The following is a 17,552-nucleotide window of genomic DNA, read 5'->3' as shown; positions in this document are numbered from 1 at the left end:
CAGTAAGTTAGTTACCAAGCGCACGACCAAGGGGGAATTGATTGGTGAGGGACGACCGCTGGGTCCAGATCGCCGAGTCGCAGTTCGCCCACGAACAAGCCGGCCTCGACCTCGTCAAGCAGGCACTCCCGGACGCCCCGCCATACCGCGCCTGGGCGAACTTCGAGTTCCGCGACAACCGCGGCCGCTGGCATGAGGTAGACCTACTGGTCCTCGCCCAAGACACGCTCTACCTCGTCGAGCTTAAGCACTACCGCGGCATCCTCACCGGCAACGACCACCGCTGGCAGCGCAACGGCCGGTCGGAAGACTCTCCGCTACTCCTGGCCCGCCGCAAAGCCCAATACTTCGCCTCACTGCTGAAGGACGCGATCCGCCAGCGCGGCGGCCATGAGGCTGTCCGGAGAATCCCCTACGTCCAAGAACTGGTGTTCCTGCACCACGAGGAATTCAAGTGCGAACTCTCCGACACCTCGAAGATCAACCTCTACGGCCTGGATGGCCTCGAGGGTCGGACCAGGCTTCCTGGCATCTCGAAGGCGCTGCTTGCTCCGGCGCGCCATGAGCTGATCCCCGAGCGCGACAGCCAACTCATTGCCGGCCTGATGAAGGCCATCGGCCTGGCACCACGCCGGCAACGCGAGGTCGGCTCCTGGATCATCGACGAACAACCGCTGGCCGACGGCGAAGGCTGGCAGGACTGGCCGGCGTTCCACCATGTCGACGCCGAACGCCACGCCCGCATCCGCTTCTACCTGACCAGCCAGGGCGCCTCGTCGGCAGACAAGCATGCCCGCCAGCGCGCGGTCACCTCCGAATATCACCTGCTGTCCCGGCTGCGCTACGACGGGCTGCAGGTGCCCGAGGACATCGTCGACGAGCCGGAGCTGGGCATCGGCCTGGTGTTCCCGCAACCCAAGAACGACCTCCCGCTGGACCTGTGGCTGGCCGACAACAAGGCCACGATGCCACTGGAGCGCCAGCTTGACCTCATCGGCGATATCGCCGACATCGTGCACTACGCGCATCGCAACCGGGTGGTGCATCGCACGCTGAACCCGCGGGCCGTCGCGATCCGCGAACGCGGCTCGAAGTTGCTGCCGCAGATCACCGATTGGGACAGCGCCGGGGTGCTGCCGGCCAACCCGGACACCGCCGTGAGCCGGCTGTCGTCGGGGTCGCTGAGCCTGATGGCCGCCAGCCCCAGTGATGCCGCGCAACTGTTCGGCGCCCCGGAAGGGCAACGTCCGACCGACCCGGCGCGCATCGACATCTTCGGCCTCGGCGCACTGGCCTTCTACATCCTCAGCGGCCAACCGCCGGCCACCGAACGCGGCGAACTCATCGACCGGCTGCGCCGCGACCGCGGCCTGGACCTTGCCGCGGAAATGCCGCAGATCCGCACCAAACTGCGGCAACTGGTGCTCGACGCCACCAATCCCAGCCCCGCCGAGCGGATCGCCGATGTCGGCACCTTCCTCGACGAACTCGGGCAGGCCCGCAAAGAGATCTTCAACGAGGGCACCGGCACCGACCCCCTCGACGCGCTGCCCGCCGACGTGCTCGACGGCCGCTTCGTCTACAAGCAGAAGCTGGGTGCCGGGTCCACCGCCGTCGGCATCCTCGTCCTCGACAAGCAGGTCGGTGACGCCGAACGCGTCCTCAAGGTCGCCAAGGACGCCGAGGCAGCTGAGCGGCTGTACGCCGAAGCGCAGGTGCTCGGCAAACTGGAGAATGAAGACCGCATCGTCACGCTGTACGACCGTCTCGAAGTCGGTGGCCGCACCGCGCTCCTGCTGCGCTACGCCGGACGCACCACCCTGGCCGAGGAACTCAACAACCGCGGCCGGCTGTCCATCGACGTGCTGGAGCGTTGGGGCACCGACCTGTTGACCGCCGTCGTGACGCTGGAGCGGGTCGGCGTCACCCACCGCGATATCAAACCCTCGAACCTCGGTGTCTACCAGTCGAGTTCCCGCGCCGACACGCATCTGACGATGTTCGACTTCTCCATGGCTGGGGTCGATGCCCGCAATGTCGAGGCCGGCACCCCGCCATACCTGGATCCGTTCCTCGGCATCGGCGGGCGCCGCCAATACGACACCGCCGCCGAACGCTATGGCGCCGCGGTCGTGCTGTTCGAGATGGCGACGGGCGGGCGCCCCTGCTACGGGCCCGACGAGAACGCCAACCCCGCCACCGTCGACGACGACGTAACCCTACTGCCCGAGATGTTCGAGTCGAGCATCGCCGCCGCGTTGGTGGACTTCTTCCGGACGGCGCTGTCCCGCGACGCCGCAGCCCGCCCCGACACCGCCGAGGACATGCTGCGCGCCTGGCGCGCCGTCTTCACCACGCTGGGCACGAAGACGGCCGATGCCGGAGACGATACGGCCGCCGAAAAGGCCACTGCCGCAACGCTGCTGGGCGCAGCCGGCCTAACCGCACGCGCAGTGTCCGCGCTCGCCTCCGTTCAGGTCACCACCGTCGGTGAGCTGCTGGCCTTGGACTCGACCCGGCTGAACCGGCTGGTAGCCCGTGAGGCCAAGGACACCCGCAAAGAAATTACCGCCCGCTACCGGGCCTGGGCCAAACGGCTCGGCAAGGACAAGAAGCACCCCTCCGGGGACGCGCTCATGGGTCTCGACGACGCGGTGGCGGTGCTGCTGTCCGCGGTGTCGGGGGCACGGTCATCGACCCGCAAGGACGCCGCCGAGCTTCTCCTGGGTGTGACGCCCGGGCTCGATGCCTTCGCCAGCAGCACGGAACTGGCCACCGCCCTGGACAAGGCCTCCCAACGCGGGCCACAACTGCTCAAGGAGCTGCAGGACGATTGGGCGCAGCGACAGGACACCCGCGACCTGCTCGACGCGATCGGTGACATCACCCGCCAGGTGCTCTCCGACTTCGGGGGTGTCGCGGCCATCGACACGCTCACCGCCGAGATTCGGGCCCGCCTGCCCGAGGCCGCGGTGCCCTCCCCCGATCTCTACCACCAGGCCCAGGCCGACCGCACCGCCGGCGGACTGCTGCGGGTGGCCCTGGAACGTGTCAGCGAGCACGAAAACGCCACCGGCAACAAGGACTTTGTGCGACGCCGGCACGGCCGACGGCTGGCGCTGCTCGCCACCGACGAACTGCTGATCGCCGCCGCCGAGTCCGCGGCAAAGCGCGCCGACGAGATGGTCAGCTCGGATCTCAACGTCATCATCCCGCCGTCGACCGCGGCGCGCGAACTCGGTGCCGCCTTCCAAGCCGGGTATCGCGCCGTCAACGACGATGCCGACGCCCGCACGGCGCTCCCGGGTGAGAGCCGATTGATCCGACTGGCGGCCGCCATCTCCAAGCATGCCGCAGTGTCGGGACGCGGCGAACTGCATAACCGTGATATCGCTCCGGCCGCCGCAATCCAAACGGCGCTGACCGGTTTGGCGCAGTCGGAGTCGTTGTCCCCCTCGCAGATCCGCAGCCGAGTCAGCGCCCGCTTTCCCGAACTGGATCGGGTACCTGCCCCGCCGCACCTAGATACCTATCTGGCCCAAACGACGCTCAATCTGGAATGGGACGCCGGCACGGGCGCGTATCGCTTCCGGGATGCCAAGCCGCCGAGTGCGACGACGCTGCACACCCGGAAGCCGACCGCGGTTCCTACGGCAACGACCGCGGTGTCCGATGAGACGGATCATGGTGTCGATCAGCAGGCGGTGTTGCGCCGTAGCATCGCCGAGCACGGCTTCCTGGCCGTGGGGGTTCACATTCCCGCGGACCGACCCGGCCAGCATGAGCGTGTCGCCGCTGAACTCGCCGGAGCGTTCGGCGGGGAGTTGGTCGACGTCACGGCGCGCCTGATCGAGGCCATGCGCACTCTTGCTGAACAGCAGGGGATTTCGTGGGATCTGGTGCGCGGTGCCGATGCGGCGGATGCGACGCCGATGGATGCGCGTGGCCTGCGTGCGGTGATCGACCGGGTGGTGCCGCAGCTGCGCAAAGATTTGGAGGCGAACGTCTTCGACGGCGATGCGCGCGACGAGCCGCTGATCCTCACCGAGGTGTCGCCGCTGGCCCGCTACGGCCATCTGGACGTGTTGGCCAAGTTGAGCGACCTCGCCGCACCGCGGCGTCGACCGGTGTGGGTGATTTTGCCGCAGCTGCGTGGACAGCTCGGCGCGTTGGTGGATCGTAAACCCATTCAGTTGGGATCGCCGGGTGGGCAGTTCGTGGTGTGGAAGCAGACTCCGGACCTGGTGCCGGCGCGTGATGATGAGGGAGATCGGTGATGGCCTCGGCTCCATCGAATGTGGTGGCGGCACTGCGCCGGTTGATGCTGAACCTGGAGGCCGATCTACGGGCTCGGGTCGACGGCGACGACCCGGATTCCCGACAAGACGGCGTGTTCGACGCTTGGAAGCGCGACTACGAGAAGGCAGCCGCGGCGAACCGGACCGCGGCGGCGTGGCCGGAATGGCGCAATGACCGGGTGACCCAGGCCGCCGTGGCGTGGGTGCTGTTGACGGTGTTCGCTCGCTACTGCGAGGACAACGCGCTGGTAACACCGCGCTGGATCTCCGGCGCCGACGCCGACGAACGGGCTCACGCGCTCGATGCGCGCCGTGCCTACTTCCAAGCCCACCCCGAAGACACCGACCGGGAATGGCTCACGCAGATCAGCAGCCACTTCACCAAGTTTCCCGCCACCGCGGGCCTGGTGGACCGGTTCTCCCCCATACACCTGGTCGCACCCTCCGGTGATGCCGCGCGCAAGCTACTGGAGTTCTGGTGGCAGCAGGACGGCGAGGGCGCACCGATGTTCTCGTTCGCCGGCATGGACACCCGCTTCCTCGGCGACCTCTACCAGGATCTGTCCGAGCACGCCAAGAAGACCTATGCCTTGCTCCAAACCCCAGAATTCGTCGAAGAATTCATTCTTGATCAGACGATGGAACCCGCCCTCGCCGACCGGTCGCTGGAAGGGTTCACCGTCGTCGATCCGACGTGCGGCTCGGGGCACTTCCTGCTCGGCGCCTTCCACCGCCTGCACGAGCAGTGGCAGCGCCACGCGCCTGCACTTGGCCCGCGTGAACTCGTGGAGAAGGCACTCGACGGTATCTACGGCGTCGACATCAACCCGTTCGCCGTGGCAATCGCCCGCTTCCGACTCCTCGTCGCCGCGCTGCAAGCTGCCGGCGATACCAGCCTCGAACAGCGAATCGCCTACAACCCGCACCTCGCCGCCGGCGATAGCCTGCTCTGGGGCGCGAATCAACAACTGCTGCCGGACGATCTGCTCGCGAGTGGACCCTCGGTGCGTGCCGACACCACCGAAGATGCCGACGCGCTGACCGAGATCCTGCAACGGGAACACGATGTGGTGGTAGGTAATCCGCCATACATCACGGTCAAGGACGCTGCGCTGAACGCGACCTACCGGCAGCTCTACAAGACGCCGCACCGCAAGTACGCGCTAACTGTTCCGTTCATGGAGCTATTCTTCCGATTGGCACGTCCCCGCTCGAACGACCGTGCTACCGGATGGGTCGGACAGATCACATCAAATGCGTTCATGAAGCGAGAGTTTGGCTCGAAGCTCATCGAGGAATTCTTACCCACTGTCAATTTGCGGACGGTGATAGACACCTCGGGCGCATACATTCCGGGGCACGGAACCCCGACCACAATCATCATTGGCCGCAATCAACGGCCGACAACTGACGCCATCCGGGCCGTGCTTGGGATCCGGGGCGAACCTGGCCGGCCTGCAGAGGCCGCTAAGGGTCTTGTGTGGACGGCGATCACCCAACACATCAATGACCAGGGCTACGAGGACACGTACATCAGCGTTGCTGACCTGGACCGTTCCACCCTGTCGCAGCATCCCTGGAGCCTCTCTGGTGGTGGTGCTGTTGAACTCGGCGAAGCAATCTCGACGGCCAGCGCGGGATCCCTGAACGCGTTGGTGTCGCGAATCGGCTTCTTCGGGGTTATGGGCGCAGATGACGCTCTCACTTTACCGATTGACATTTTCGAAAGCGGAAGATTCGACACGGCATCGTATCCCGCGTTAGTCCAGGGCGACGAAGTCCGAGACTTCGCAACCTCACCACAGAACCGTGCGTTCTTCCCCTACGACAAAGCTCATGCCCTTCGCGAACTCGCAGCATTTCCAGCCGATGAGAGAAGGCTCTGGTCATTTCGCACAGAACTCGGACAACGAGCGACTTTCGGTGGCGGTACCTATTTTTCTGACGGGAGACCCTGGTACGAGTGGCATCAGCTTCCGGCGGACAAGGGCCTTTCACCCCTCTCCATCACCTTCGCCTTCGTCGCGACCCACAACCACTTCGTGCTGGACCGCGGGGGCAAGGTTTTCAAGCAGTCCGCGCCGGTGATCAAGCTGCCCGAGGGCGCGTCGGTCGAGGATCATCTGCGGCTGCTCGGGGTGCTGAACTCGTCGGTGGCGTGCTTCTGGCTCAAGCAGAACAGCCACAACAAGGGCAGCACGGTCGATACCTCGGGTGCTAGGACCACTCTCGATGCCTGGGAGAACTTCTATGAGTACACGGGTACAACACTCAAAGACTTCCCATTACCGACGGCCACACCGATCGAGCGTCCCAAGACGCTCGATGACCTCGCGCAGGCTCTGACACGGCAGACCCCGCGGAATGTCGCGTCGAACGAGCTCCCCTCGGTATCCGTATTGTCGGCCGCTCAGACTGAATACGAACGCCTTCGTCGCCTGATGATCGCCCAGCAAGAAGAACTCGACTGGGACTACTATCGCATCTACGGCCTGATCGAAGATGACCTCACCTACGCAGGCGATGTTCCCGAAATCGCCCTCGGGCAGAGAACTTTCGAGATCGCTCTTGCCCGAAGAATGAAGGACGGCGAGGAAACCGCCTGGTTCGATCGACACTCGTCGACGCCGATCACCGAGATCCCCAACCACCTGCCCGCCGACTACCAAGCATTTATGCAGCGGCGCCTGGACGCCATCGAGTCGAATCCGCACATTCGACTCTTGGAGCGCCCCGAGTACAAGCGGCGCTGGGCTGTCGAGCCGTGGGATAAGCAAGTGCAGTCCGCGCTTCGAGATTGGCTGCTCGACCGCGTTGAAGACAAGTCGTTGTGGTTTGACCGCGACGGCCGACCCACCCCCATGTCGGTCGCCCAGCTCGCCGATGTGCTCGACCGCAACGACGACTTCCGTAACGTGCTGCAACTGTGGGCAGGCGATGACAACATCGCCACCGGAACGGCGCTCGCGAAACTGCTTGCCGACGAATCGGTTCCCTTCCTGTCCGCCCACCGATACAAGCCCGCGGGGCTCGAGAAGCGGGCAGTGTGGGGGCAAACTTGGGAGCTGCAGCGCCGCGAGGACCGCGGCGAGAAACTCGAAGCTCCCATTCCGGTCCCGCCGAAGTACAAGCCCGCCGACTTCGCCAAAGCCTCGTACTGGTCACATCGGGGCAAGCTCGACGTCCCCAAGGAACGCTTCGTCTCCTACCCCGGCGCCGGACGTGACTCCGACACCACCGAATTGCTCGGCTGGGCCGGCTGGGACCACGCCGACCAAGCCTTGGCGCTGGCCGGGCTGATCAGCCAACGCATCGAAGAAGGCTGGGACACCCCCAAACTCATCCCCATGCTCGCCGGCCTACACGAACTGCTGCCCTGGGTGCAGCAGTGGCACAACGAGATCGACCCGGAGTACGGCGAGTCCGTCGCCGACACCATCGCCGATGAACTCACCACCCGCCTCGCCGAAAATCACCTCACCGTCACCGAACTCACCGCGTGGCGCCCCGAACCCACCCGCAAACCACGCACCAGGAAGACGTCATGACCACACTGCTCCGCGACGTCATCACCATTCCCGAACGCGTCGGCAGCGACGACTACGTGCTGCGCCTCACCGACAGCACCAACGACGAAGCCCACATCCAGGCCACCCTGGACGAGTACGTCATCACCGAATCGCTGCGCGACAACTTCACCGCGGCCATCGATCTCGTCGCCGACGCATTGAACAAGAACACCTCCCGGGCTGCCTATCTCACTGGATCATTCGGCTCCGGTAAGAGCCACTTCATGGCCGTGCTGTACGCGTTGCTCGGCAACCACCCCGCGATCCGCAGCACCAAGTTCCGGGACCTCACCGGCCGGTACGACGGGGAACTGTCCGGTAAGAAGATCCTGCGGCTCACCTACCACCTGCTCGGCGCCAAGAGCCTGGAACAGGCCGTCCTCCGCGGCTACGTCGACCAGATCACCCGGCTGCACCCCGACGCACCGCTTCCCGCAGTACACCTCTCCGACAGCCTGCTCGCCGACGCCGAAAACCTCCGGGACCGCATGGGTGATGAGGAGTTTCTCGCCGGGCTCGGCGGCGGCTCCGGTGGCGGCGGGGGTTGGGGCAATCTGGTCGACGGTGCCTGGGATCTGCCGCGCTACCAAGCGGCCCGCCAGGCATCGGCCGAGGACAGCGAACGCCGCGAGCTGGTGTCCGCACTGGTCAACGGCTACTTCAAGTCCTTCACCGAGACCGCCGATTATGTCGACCTGGACCGGGGACTGGTCGTCATCACCGAACACGCCAAGTCCCTCGGCTACGACGGGGTGGTGCTGTTCCTCGATGAGCTGGTGCTGTGGCTGGCGTTCTCGGTCCGCGACACCGAGTTCTTCGCCCGCGAATCCCAGAAGATCACCAAGCTGGTCGAATCCTCCGGACGCAACCGCGCCGTCCCGCTGATCTCCTTCATCTCCCGGCAGATGGATCTGCGCAAGTGGTTCGCCGACGCCGGAGCCTCCGGGGCCGAGCAGGAAGCCCTCGACCGGGCCTTCCAATACCAGCAGGGCCGCTTCCGGGAGATCCAACTCGGTGATGACAACCTCGCCGAGGTCGCGCACGCCCGGCTGCTCAAACCGAAGGACGAGGCCGCCCGCGCGATCCTCGATGAGGCGTTCGCCAACCTCACCCGCTCGAAGGACGTCTGGGATGTGTTGCAGGACAGCCTGAACACCGATGAACACCATCGCGGGGCCTCTGCTCAAGACTTCCGGCTCACCTATCCGTTCTCCCCGGCGCTGGTGTCCACCCTGCGCAACCTGTCCTCGGTGATGCAGCGGGAACGGACCGCGCTCAAGGTGATGCAGCGCATGCTCGTCGACCGCCGCGACACCCTGACCGTCGAGGATCTGATTCCGGTCGGTGACTCCTACGACTACATCGTCGACGGCGGTGACCCCATCGATGGGCACGCCGGCGCCATGTTCAAGTCCGCCAACGATCTGTACAAGAACCGGCTACTGCCCGCGCTGCTGGAGAAGCATTCGGTGAGCAGGGAGCAACTCAACACCGACCCAACGTCGGTGCCGGCCGGTTTCCGCGGGCAGGAGCGGGTTGCCAAGACCCTGCTGCTGTCGGCGATCGCCCCGAAGGTCCCCGCGCTACGCGATATCACCGCAGCCCGGCTCGCGGCACTCAACCACGGTTCGATCAAATCGCGGATGGCCGGCGGTGAGGCCCGCACCGTGCTCGCCATCGTCCGGGATTGGTCATCCAAGGAAGTGCCGGAGATCAACGTCTCCGATGCCGCCAACCCCGTTATCCGGGTGCAGCTCGCCGACGTCGACTACCAATCGATCCTGGAACGTGTTCGTGGTGAAGATAATTCGGGACGGCGGCGTGTTCTACTGCGTCGGCTCATCCATAAGGCGCTCGGCGTGTCAGGGCAGGACGATTTGAGCGGTGCCGCTAGCCGGACCGTCATCTGGCGCGGATCGCGCCGCGAAGTCGACATCGTGTTCGGCAACGTCCGTGACGCCAGCTCGCTGCCCGAGCAGACCTTCGATCACCGGCCGGGCACCTGGCGGGTCGTCGTCGACTATCCCTTCGATGAGGCCGGTTTCACCAGCGCCGACGACGTGAGCCGCATCGACCGGCTGCTGTCCCACGGTGACCGCAACACCCTGGTGTGGCTGCCACGGTTCTTCACCGAATCCGCAATGGAGGATCTGGCGCTGCTGGTCAAACTCGACTGGCTGTTCACCGGCAGCGGCGACCGCTGGGAGGAGAACTCCGACCACCTCCCGGCGACCGACCGCGCCCAGGCCCGCGGCATCCTGGAAAACCTGCTCAGCGGTACCCGGACCAGCATCGAAAATGTGCTCAAGCAGGCCTACGGCACCGAACCACACGATCCGAAGCGCATCACCGACGAGTCAACCCAATTCGACGTCCTGACTTCGCTGTCCCGCGATTTCAGCCCGGCGATGCCGCCGGCAGCCAGCCTCGAAGACGCGCTCCTGAAACTCGTCGACCAGGCCTTCGCGGCGACCTACCCGCGCCACCCCGCCTTCGACCCTGGCGACGAAGAGGTCACCGCACGCAACTACGAAACCGTCCGCGACTACGTGGAGCAGGCCTCCGCCCACCGCGATGGCCGCGTCCCCACCAATCCGGGCGCCGACCGGAAAGCCGTCCGCCGCGTCGCTGCCCCGTTGGGTCTCGGCAAGGCGACCGAGGACCACTACCTGTTCGGCGAGGAGTCGTTCGCGTATTGGGCCGGCGAACTCGACCGTGCCGCCCACGCCGCCGACCCCGTGACCATCGGCGGGCTGCAGCAGCACATCGACGGGCTCACCCCGGCGTGGGGGCTAAGCCCCGAGGCGCGGGACCTGGTGATCAGCGCCTGGGCCCTGCTGCGCAAGCGGGCGTGGTTCGAGGCCGGGCAAGCGATGACGCCGCCCGCGCTGGGCCGGCTACGACCCAATATCGAACTGCGGGCCGAGGAGTTGCCTGAGCAGCGGGCCTGGGACGACGCCCGGACCACGGCGTCAAAGCTGTTCGGCTACACCACGCCCCGCACCTATCTGACCGGGGCCAACGCCGCCGACTTCGCCACCCAGGTTCGCGCCAAGGCCACCGAAAGCACCAGCCAGCTGGCCTACCTCATCGATGAGCTGGAAAGCCGGTATGCGCAGTTGGGGATGACCGCCGGTGGCGGTGACCGCCTCAGCGCCGCCGCGGCCCTGCGCACGCTCATGGAACAGCTGCACGCCACGTCAGGCACCGTGCCGGTGATCAACAAGACAGCCGCCGCAGCTTTGCCGGTGGCGGCCGAGACGGCGGGGCAGATCCGTAACGACGCTGCACGCGACACGGCAGCGCTGCGCAACTTCAAGTGGAAGCTCGTTGAGAAGCTGCATCAGGGTGTCGAGCGGGCCGATGCCACCGGCGACAACGCCCGCGCCATCGAAAAGGCCCTGCATGAGGCGATCTCGGTGCCCGGCCGCTCACTCAGCGACGAACTCACCTCCGTCGAGAACAAACTGGTCGCCTGGGTGGTCGACGACCAGCCCGTGACCCCGCCCCGCACCACACCGCGGACGGCCAAGGGTGACGTCACACTCCGAAACACCGCCGATATCCCGGGCCTGACGGCCGACCTGGAGAAGGCCATCGCCGAACACGGCAAGCGGGTCCACGTGCGCTGGTGGGTGGAATGACCGCGGTCGCTGCCACCGAACCCGTCATCCGCGCCCGGCTAAAAAAGGCGCAGGAGAAGAAGTACACCCACGGGGTACTCGGGTTGCGCGCCAAACCTTCCTATGACGGCGCCGACTTCGACTACTTCGGCACACCCGTCACCGTCGCACCCTGCCCCTCGGTGCTGGCCATCTGGGAGGCCATCGATCGTCGTGATCCGAGCGGCTGGACCGTCGTGCTCACCAGCGTCGACGATGACGACCTCGGTGACACGGTACTGGCCCATCTACTCGATGGCCGCCTCATCACCCCCGACCCGTGGGATGCGTTGGGCAGCAACTTTTCCGCTACGACTATCGAACCGGCGTTGTACCGCACCACCAATGACCGGGCGATCGCCAACGGTCTGCTGGCAGCGCTGTCCGCCGATGCGTACATCCCCGCGCCGGGCGGCGTCCTCACCCGGGACCACGCCATGTCCGCGCTCGCGCGGGATGCCCTCGGCATCGTCAAAGACGTCGGCGTCGAGATCGACACCCTGGCCGTGCTGGAGTGGAGCCGATCCTCGGATGTCGCTCAACGGCTCGAATCGCTTCGATCCGTTGGCGGGCCGGAGCTATTCGGCGCGTTTCAGGGATGGCTCGCCGCGCGGAGCGGTCGCCTGCACGCACCGGTCGCCGCGCTGCTGGGCAACGGCCGCATCGCGGATCTGGTGCCGCTCGGCATCGTCGCGGGAGTGCTCGATGACACCGAGAGTAAGGCCGCGGGAAAGTTCCTGCTGCGCAGTAATGTGCCCAACCTTCCCGATGACGATCTGCGGTTCTGGTATCAGGACACCTACGGGCTGGTCATCAATTCGTTGAAGCCCGAACAACAGCAGGCGGTCCTGGCGGCCGCGGCCGCGGTGGTCACCGAGCTGGGCATCGGCGATGCCGCCGCGTCCTCCGACCTACTCCCCCACGGCCTGGACGCACGGCTGGTGCAGCTCTCCCGCGCCATTACGGCGGCACTGCCCAGTCCTCTGCCAGCGGATCTCGAGGCCCCGTTGGTGTCCGGCGCGGCACTGCGCGATATCGAAACCTGCTGGGAACACGTGCAGCACCACTTCCTGTCGGCCGCCGATCGCAGTTGCCATGCGTTCGGCGGGGCGGTTCGTCTCGCCCGGCACCTGGCGACCGACACCACCCGACAGAAGGGCCTCGCGCCGCTGACCGACGGGTACGTGCGCACCGACTCCTGGGTGGACTCCGCGCTGGTGGTTGCCCGTCGCGGCGCCGACAATCCGATTCCGGCGGCGGCGCTGCGAGCCATCATCGATACCACGCTGGCCCGGCGCGCCCGCCAAGACCGCGCATTCGCCACTGCACTCGCCGATGCCCCGGACCCACCGGTGCAGACCATCGAGAATGTCCTGCGCGACCAGGTGATCCCGCTCGCGAAGAAGACACCCACCCTGCTGCTCGTCGTCGACGCGCTCTCGGTCGCCGCCGCAAACGATCTCGTACGATCGGCCCAGCAAAACGGGTGGACCGAGATCGCCGCGAACAACGATGCGCGCCGTGCCAGCGCCCTCGCCGTGCTGCCGACACTCACGCAGCGCAGCCGCTGCTCGCTGCTCTGCGGTGAACTTCGGTCGGGCGACAGCTCGGTGGAGCGTTCCGGCTTCCTTTCGCTGCTGCGAGAGTCGCAGCTGGAGGCGACCGGCGACGTAGCCGATCCGATCTTCCACAAAAAGGCACTCGACGCGGTGATCAGTGGGGCCCAGTTGGCCACCGAAGTACGCAATGCGATCGCCGATATCGACCGGCAACGGCTGGTCGCGGTGGTGCTGAACTACGTTGACGACACGCTGCACCACACCGACCCCGGCGGCACCGACTGGACGCTGCAGACCATTACCTACCTCGCACCGTTGCTTACGGCCGCGAAGAACGCCGGCCGCGCCGTCGTCATCACCTCCGATCACGGCCACATCATTGAGTACGGCGCCAGTGTCAAGGCGGACCGCGCCAACACGTACGGCCAACGCGCACACGGTGACCTGGTGCAGGCAGACCCAGACCGCGAAGTTGTGGTCCGGGGCCCGCGTGTGCTCACCGAATCCCAGCAGGTCGTCCTCGCGGTCGACGAAACCATCCGGTATGGCGCCCGCAATGCCGGCTATCACGGCGGCGCCACCCCCGCCGAAGCCATCGTCCCGGTCATCGCTCTGGTCGCCGGGGAGCTACCCGAGGGTGCGTCGCGGGTAGTCGGGGCCGAGCCACCCTGGTGGTACGCCGGAACGACCGCTGTACCGGAGAACCCGCCGCAACCGCCGACCCCGAAGAAGGGCCGCAAGGCTGCCCAGGATGGTCCAGGGCTGTTCGACGACGTGCTTACTGTCGAGTCGAGTTCCCTGCCCGCCGCTGTCGTTCGCAGCAAGGTCTTCTCCGAACAACTCTCCGTTGCCGGCCGAATCGTGTTGCAGAAGGCCCAGATCCAGGCTCTTCTGCGGGCACTGCTCGGTGCCTCGGCGCGCGAGATCACCCTCGCCCAGGCAGCCGGGGCACTCGGTGTCGCGACGGTCAGCGTCAACGGCGCCCTGATGCAGGCGAAGCGGCTCCTGGATGTGGAGGGCTACGAGGTGCTGCGCGTCGGTGGCGGTGTGGTGCGGCTGGACGTCGAGGCACTCAAAGAGCAGTTCGGGGTCACCGAATGACGTCGCCGGTCTCGGCGCGGCGCCGCCGCGAAGTCCTCGACGCCCTGCGCCGAGGTACGGTGCCGTCCAATGGGCTCGATCAGCTCGCCGTCGGGCTGGGGCGTTTCGAGACCGAGCTCGATGCCGAGCTCGATGTGGTGGCCGCCGGGGGTGCGGTGTTCAAGGCCGTGCGCGGCGAGTACGGTTCCGGCAAAACCTTCTTCGCGCGCTGGCTCGGTGACCGCGCCATGAAAAAGGGCTTCGCAGTTGCCGAGGTCCAGATCAATGAAATCGACACTCCGCTGCACAAACTGGAGACGGTGTATCGGCGCAGCATCGAATCCTTGCGCACCGCCTCCATCCAGCCCAGCGCGTTGCGTCCGATCCTGGACGCATGGTTGTTCACCGTCGAGGACGACGCTCAGCAGCAGGGCGTCGAGGTCGACGTCATCCTGGAGCGCCGGCTCACCGATGTCGCTGCCCATGCACCGGTGTTCCCCATGGCGATCCGGGCCTATCGGCGGATGGTGGCCGAGGGCGATAACGACGGCGCCGATGGTCTGGTGGCCTGGTTGGGTGGACAGCCGCACGTTGCCGCATCGGTGAAGCGTCGGGCTGGCATCAAGGGCGACCTCGATCATTACTTGGCGCTCGGATTTCTGCGTGGGCTGCTCGCCGTGCTGGCCGATGCCGGACATCCTGGCCTGCTGCTGGTGCTGGACGAGGTGGAAACGCTGCAGCGGGTGCGCAGCGACGCCCGCGCCAAGGCGTTGAACGCGCTGCGGCAGTTGGTTGACGAAGTCCACGACGGGCACTTCCCGGGACTCTATTTGCTGATCACCGGCACACCGGCCTTCTTCGAAGGGCGACAGGGCATTCCGCTACTACCGCCTTTGGCGGACCGGTTGCACACCGAGTTCGCCAAGGACCCGCGGTTCGACAACCCCCGCGCACCGCAACTGCGCCTCACCGGGTTCGACCAGGACCGGCTGATCGAACTCGGCACACGGGTGCGCGATCTCTACGTCGGCGGTGTTCCCGATCCCGAACGGGTGACCAGTGTCGCTGACGATACCTTCGTGAGCCAGTTCGCCGGGGCCGTGGCCGGCGAGTTGGGCGGCAAGGCCGGCATCGCGCCCCGGCTGTTTCTGCGCAAGCTGGTCGACGTACTGGACAAGATCGAACAGTTCGCCGACTTCGACCCGTACAAGGACTACGAAGTGCGCATTGCCGCGGCCGAGCTCTCAGATTCCGAGCGGGCTGCCCTGACCGCGGATGACGTACCGCTGGATCTCTGATGGACGCGTTCGATCGACTACACCCCGGCGTGCAATACCACCTGGCGAACACGTTGCGGTGGAACGGGTTACGCCCCACCCAAGCCGACGCCGTCGAACCCATACTGACTGGTCAGGACACCCTGGTGCTCGCGCCGACCGCCGGGGGCAAGACGGAGGCCGCCGTGTTCCCGCTGCTGTCCCGGATGGCCTCCGAGGACTGGCAAGGCGTATCGGTGTTGTACGTGTGCCCGCTGCGCGCACTGTTGAACAACCTCCAGCCACGCATCGACGGCTACGCCCGCTGGCTCGGGCGCGCTGCCGCGGTCTGGCACGGCGATGTCGGACAGCCGCAGCGGCAACGCATTCTGGTCGAACGCCCCGATTTTCTCTTGACCACGCCTGAGTCCCTCGAAGCGATGCTGGTGTCGACGAAGGTCGATCCACGGGTGATGTTCGCCGGTCTCCGCGCGGTAGTGGTCGACGAAATCCATGCCTTCGCCGGTGATGACCGAGGGTGGCACCTCCTCGCGGTATTGGAGCGGCTTGCACGCGTCGCCGACCGTGAACTGCAGCGGATCGGGCTGTCTGCGACAGTAGGCAACCCCGATGAGCTGTTGAGGTGGCTGCAGGGCAGCTTTCACGGTCGCGAGTCGGTTGTTGTGGCGCCCGCAGCGCCGCCCTCAGCCACGGCACCAGACATCACGGTCGACTTCGTCGGGTCGCTCTTCAACGCGGCGAGGGTGATTGCGTCTCTACATGCCGGGGAGAAGCGCCTTGTGTTCGTGGACAGTCGCCGGCAGGCCGAGGAGATCGGGGCGATGCTGCGCGACAACGGCATCGAAACCTACATCTCACACTCATCGTTGTCGGCTGCCGAGCGGCGCCGCTCGGAGGCTGCTTTCGCCGATGCGCGGGACACGGTGATTGTGGCGACTTCCACGTTGGAGCTCGGGATCGATGTCGGCGATCTGGACCGCGTCATTCAGATCGGGTCCACCCGCACGGTCGCGTCGTTCCTCCAGCGGTTGGGACGGACTGGCCGGCGCGCCGGAACCTCCCGGAACTGTCTGTTTCTGTGTGTCGATGATGAATCGTTGCTGCTAGCGGCGGGGATGCTCAAGCGGTGGTCGGACGGCTGGGTCGAGCCGGTTCAGCCGCCCGCGCACCCGCGGCACATCGCGGCTCAGCAGTTGATGGCACTCTGCCTACAGGAGCACCGCATCGCCGCCGACGCAGTGTCGTCGTGGGGTGATCTGGCGGTCTTCGACGACAGCGCGGGCCAGATCTTCGAATATCTGGTTGCAGAAGGTTATTTCGAGGCTGACGGTCCGTTCTTCCATATCGGTCAGGAGGCCGAACGGCGGTTCGGCCGTCGGTACTTCTCCGACCTCACCGCGGTCTTCACGGCGCCGCCGGAGTTTTTTGTCCTAGCCGGCCGTGTGGAGGTCGGCACCATTGGGACCGACCTGCTGACCGATCAGGTCGACGGACCTCGAACCCTGCTGTTGGGCGGTCGGTCTTGGAAGGTTACACACGTCGACTGGGAGCGGCGGCGCTGTTTCGTGGAGCCCGCTGATGGTGGTGGTAAAGCGAAATGGTCTGGCTCCGGCGGTGGGTTGTCATACAACATTACCCGCGGCATGCGTGAGGTGATTCTCGGCGGGAGCCCGGCCGGCGTGACCTTCACAGGGCGCGCCGCTTCGGCCCTCGGGGGTCTCCGACAGAGCTACGGCGACGCTGCCGATAGGGACAAGTTGATAGCTTTCCTACCGTCCGATTCAGCCGGTCGTTGGTGGACGTGGGCCGGCACTGCAGCGAATCACACGCTGCAGGCTTCGCTGCCCACGATCGTTGACCCGCGACAGCGAATCGACGAAAAGTCGGTACGGCTGATTGCCGGTGTGACAGTCGAAGAGTTCAGCGCAGCGGTTGGTCAAGTGCAGTGGCAGGAGCCAGCCGTTGACGCGAATGCGCTTCGAGGGCTGAAGTTCTCGTCAGCCCTACCAGCAGAGTTGGCACGGATGACCCTCAGTACCCGCCTCGGTGACACGGTGTCCGCGATCGCCACAGCCGCAGAGAGACAATCGATCGTCAGAAGCTAAGG

Annotated in this window: 6 protein-coding genes; all 6 read left to right on the top strand. The window is 66.0% G+C overall.

The window, feature by feature from the left end; genetic code table 11:
- Positions 1-44: 44 nt before the first annotated feature.
- The 6 genes from pglW to FZ046_RS10610 are packed head-to-tail and all read left to right on the top strand — an operon-like array spanning position 45 to position 17,550.
- Complete coding sequence (gene pglW, locus FZ046_RS10635) at positions 45-4,277, top strand: BREX system serine/threonine kinase PglW (protein WP_070351273.1); 4,233 nt, start codon at positions 45-47, stop codon at positions 4,275-4,277.
- Positions 4,277-7,846 carry a BREX-2 system adenine-specific DNA-methyltransferase PglX gene (gene pglX / locus FZ046_RS10630; protein ID WP_070351370.1) on the top strand — a complete coding sequence of 1,190 codons (3,570 nt, stop codon included), beginning with the start codon at positions 4,277-4,279 and terminating at the stop codon, positions 7,844-7,846. The genes pglW and pglX overlap by 1 nt, the downstream gene beginning before the upstream one ends.
- Entirely contained in the window at positions 7,843-11,511 is a 3,669-nt protein-coding gene (locus tag FZ046_RS10625) for a DUF6079 family protein (RefSeq protein ID WP_070351272.1), read from the top strand. The genes pglX and FZ046_RS10625 overlap by 4 nt, the downstream gene beginning before the upstream one ends.
- Positions 11,508-14,189 (top strand): BREX-2 system phosphatase PglZ, encoded by a 2,682-nt coding sequence (gene pglZ / locus FZ046_RS10620; RefSeq protein ID WP_070351271.1) that lies wholly within the window; start codon positions 11,508-11,510, stop codon positions 14,187-14,189. Before FZ046_RS10625 ends, pglZ begins: the two co-directional genes overlap by 4 nt.
- Entirely contained in the window at positions 14,186-15,466 is a 1,281-nt protein-coding gene (gene brxD, locus FZ046_RS10615; protein ID WP_070351270.1) for a BREX system ATP-binding protein BrxD, read from the top strand. Before pglZ ends, brxD begins: the two co-directional genes overlap by 4 nt.
- Complete coding sequence (locus FZ046_RS10610; RefSeq protein ID WP_070351269.1) at positions 15,466-17,550, top strand: DEAD/DEAH box helicase; 2,085 nt, start codon at positions 15,466-15,468, stop codon at positions 17,548-17,550. The genes brxD and FZ046_RS10610 overlap by 1 nt, the downstream gene beginning before the upstream one ends.
- The last annotated feature ends 2 nt before the right edge of the window (positions 17,551-17,552 follow it).

Source organism: Mycolicibacterium grossiae (genome assembly GCF_008329645.1).
Lineage (GTDB): Bacteria > Actinomycetota > Actinomycetes > Mycobacteriales > Mycobacteriaceae > Mycobacterium > Mycobacterium grossiae.
Note: the sequence above shows the minus strand (reverse complement) of the source record. Positions and strands in the feature narration are given on the sequence as shown.

Bases quoted from the DNA above. Each gene is read 5' to 3' on its own strand.
- brxD (WP_070351270.1), top strand. From the start codon at position 14,186: ATGACGTCGCCGGTCTCGGCGCGGCGCCGCCGCGAAGTCCTCGACGCC.
- pglX (WP_070351370.1), top strand. From the start codon at position 4,277: ATGGCCTCGGCTCCATCGAATGTGGTGGCGGCACTGCGCCGGTTGATG.
- FZ046_RS10625 (WP_070351272.1), top strand. From the start codon at position 7,843: ATGACCACACTGCTCCGCGACGTCATCACCATTCCCGAACGCGTCGGC.
- FZ046_RS10610 (WP_070351269.1), top strand. From the start codon at position 15,466: ATGGACGCGTTCGATCGACTACACCCCGGCGTGCAATACCACCTGGCG.
- pglZ (WP_070351271.1), top strand. From the start codon at position 11,508: ATGACCGCGGTCGCTGCCACCGAACCCGTCATCCGCGCCCGGCTAAAA.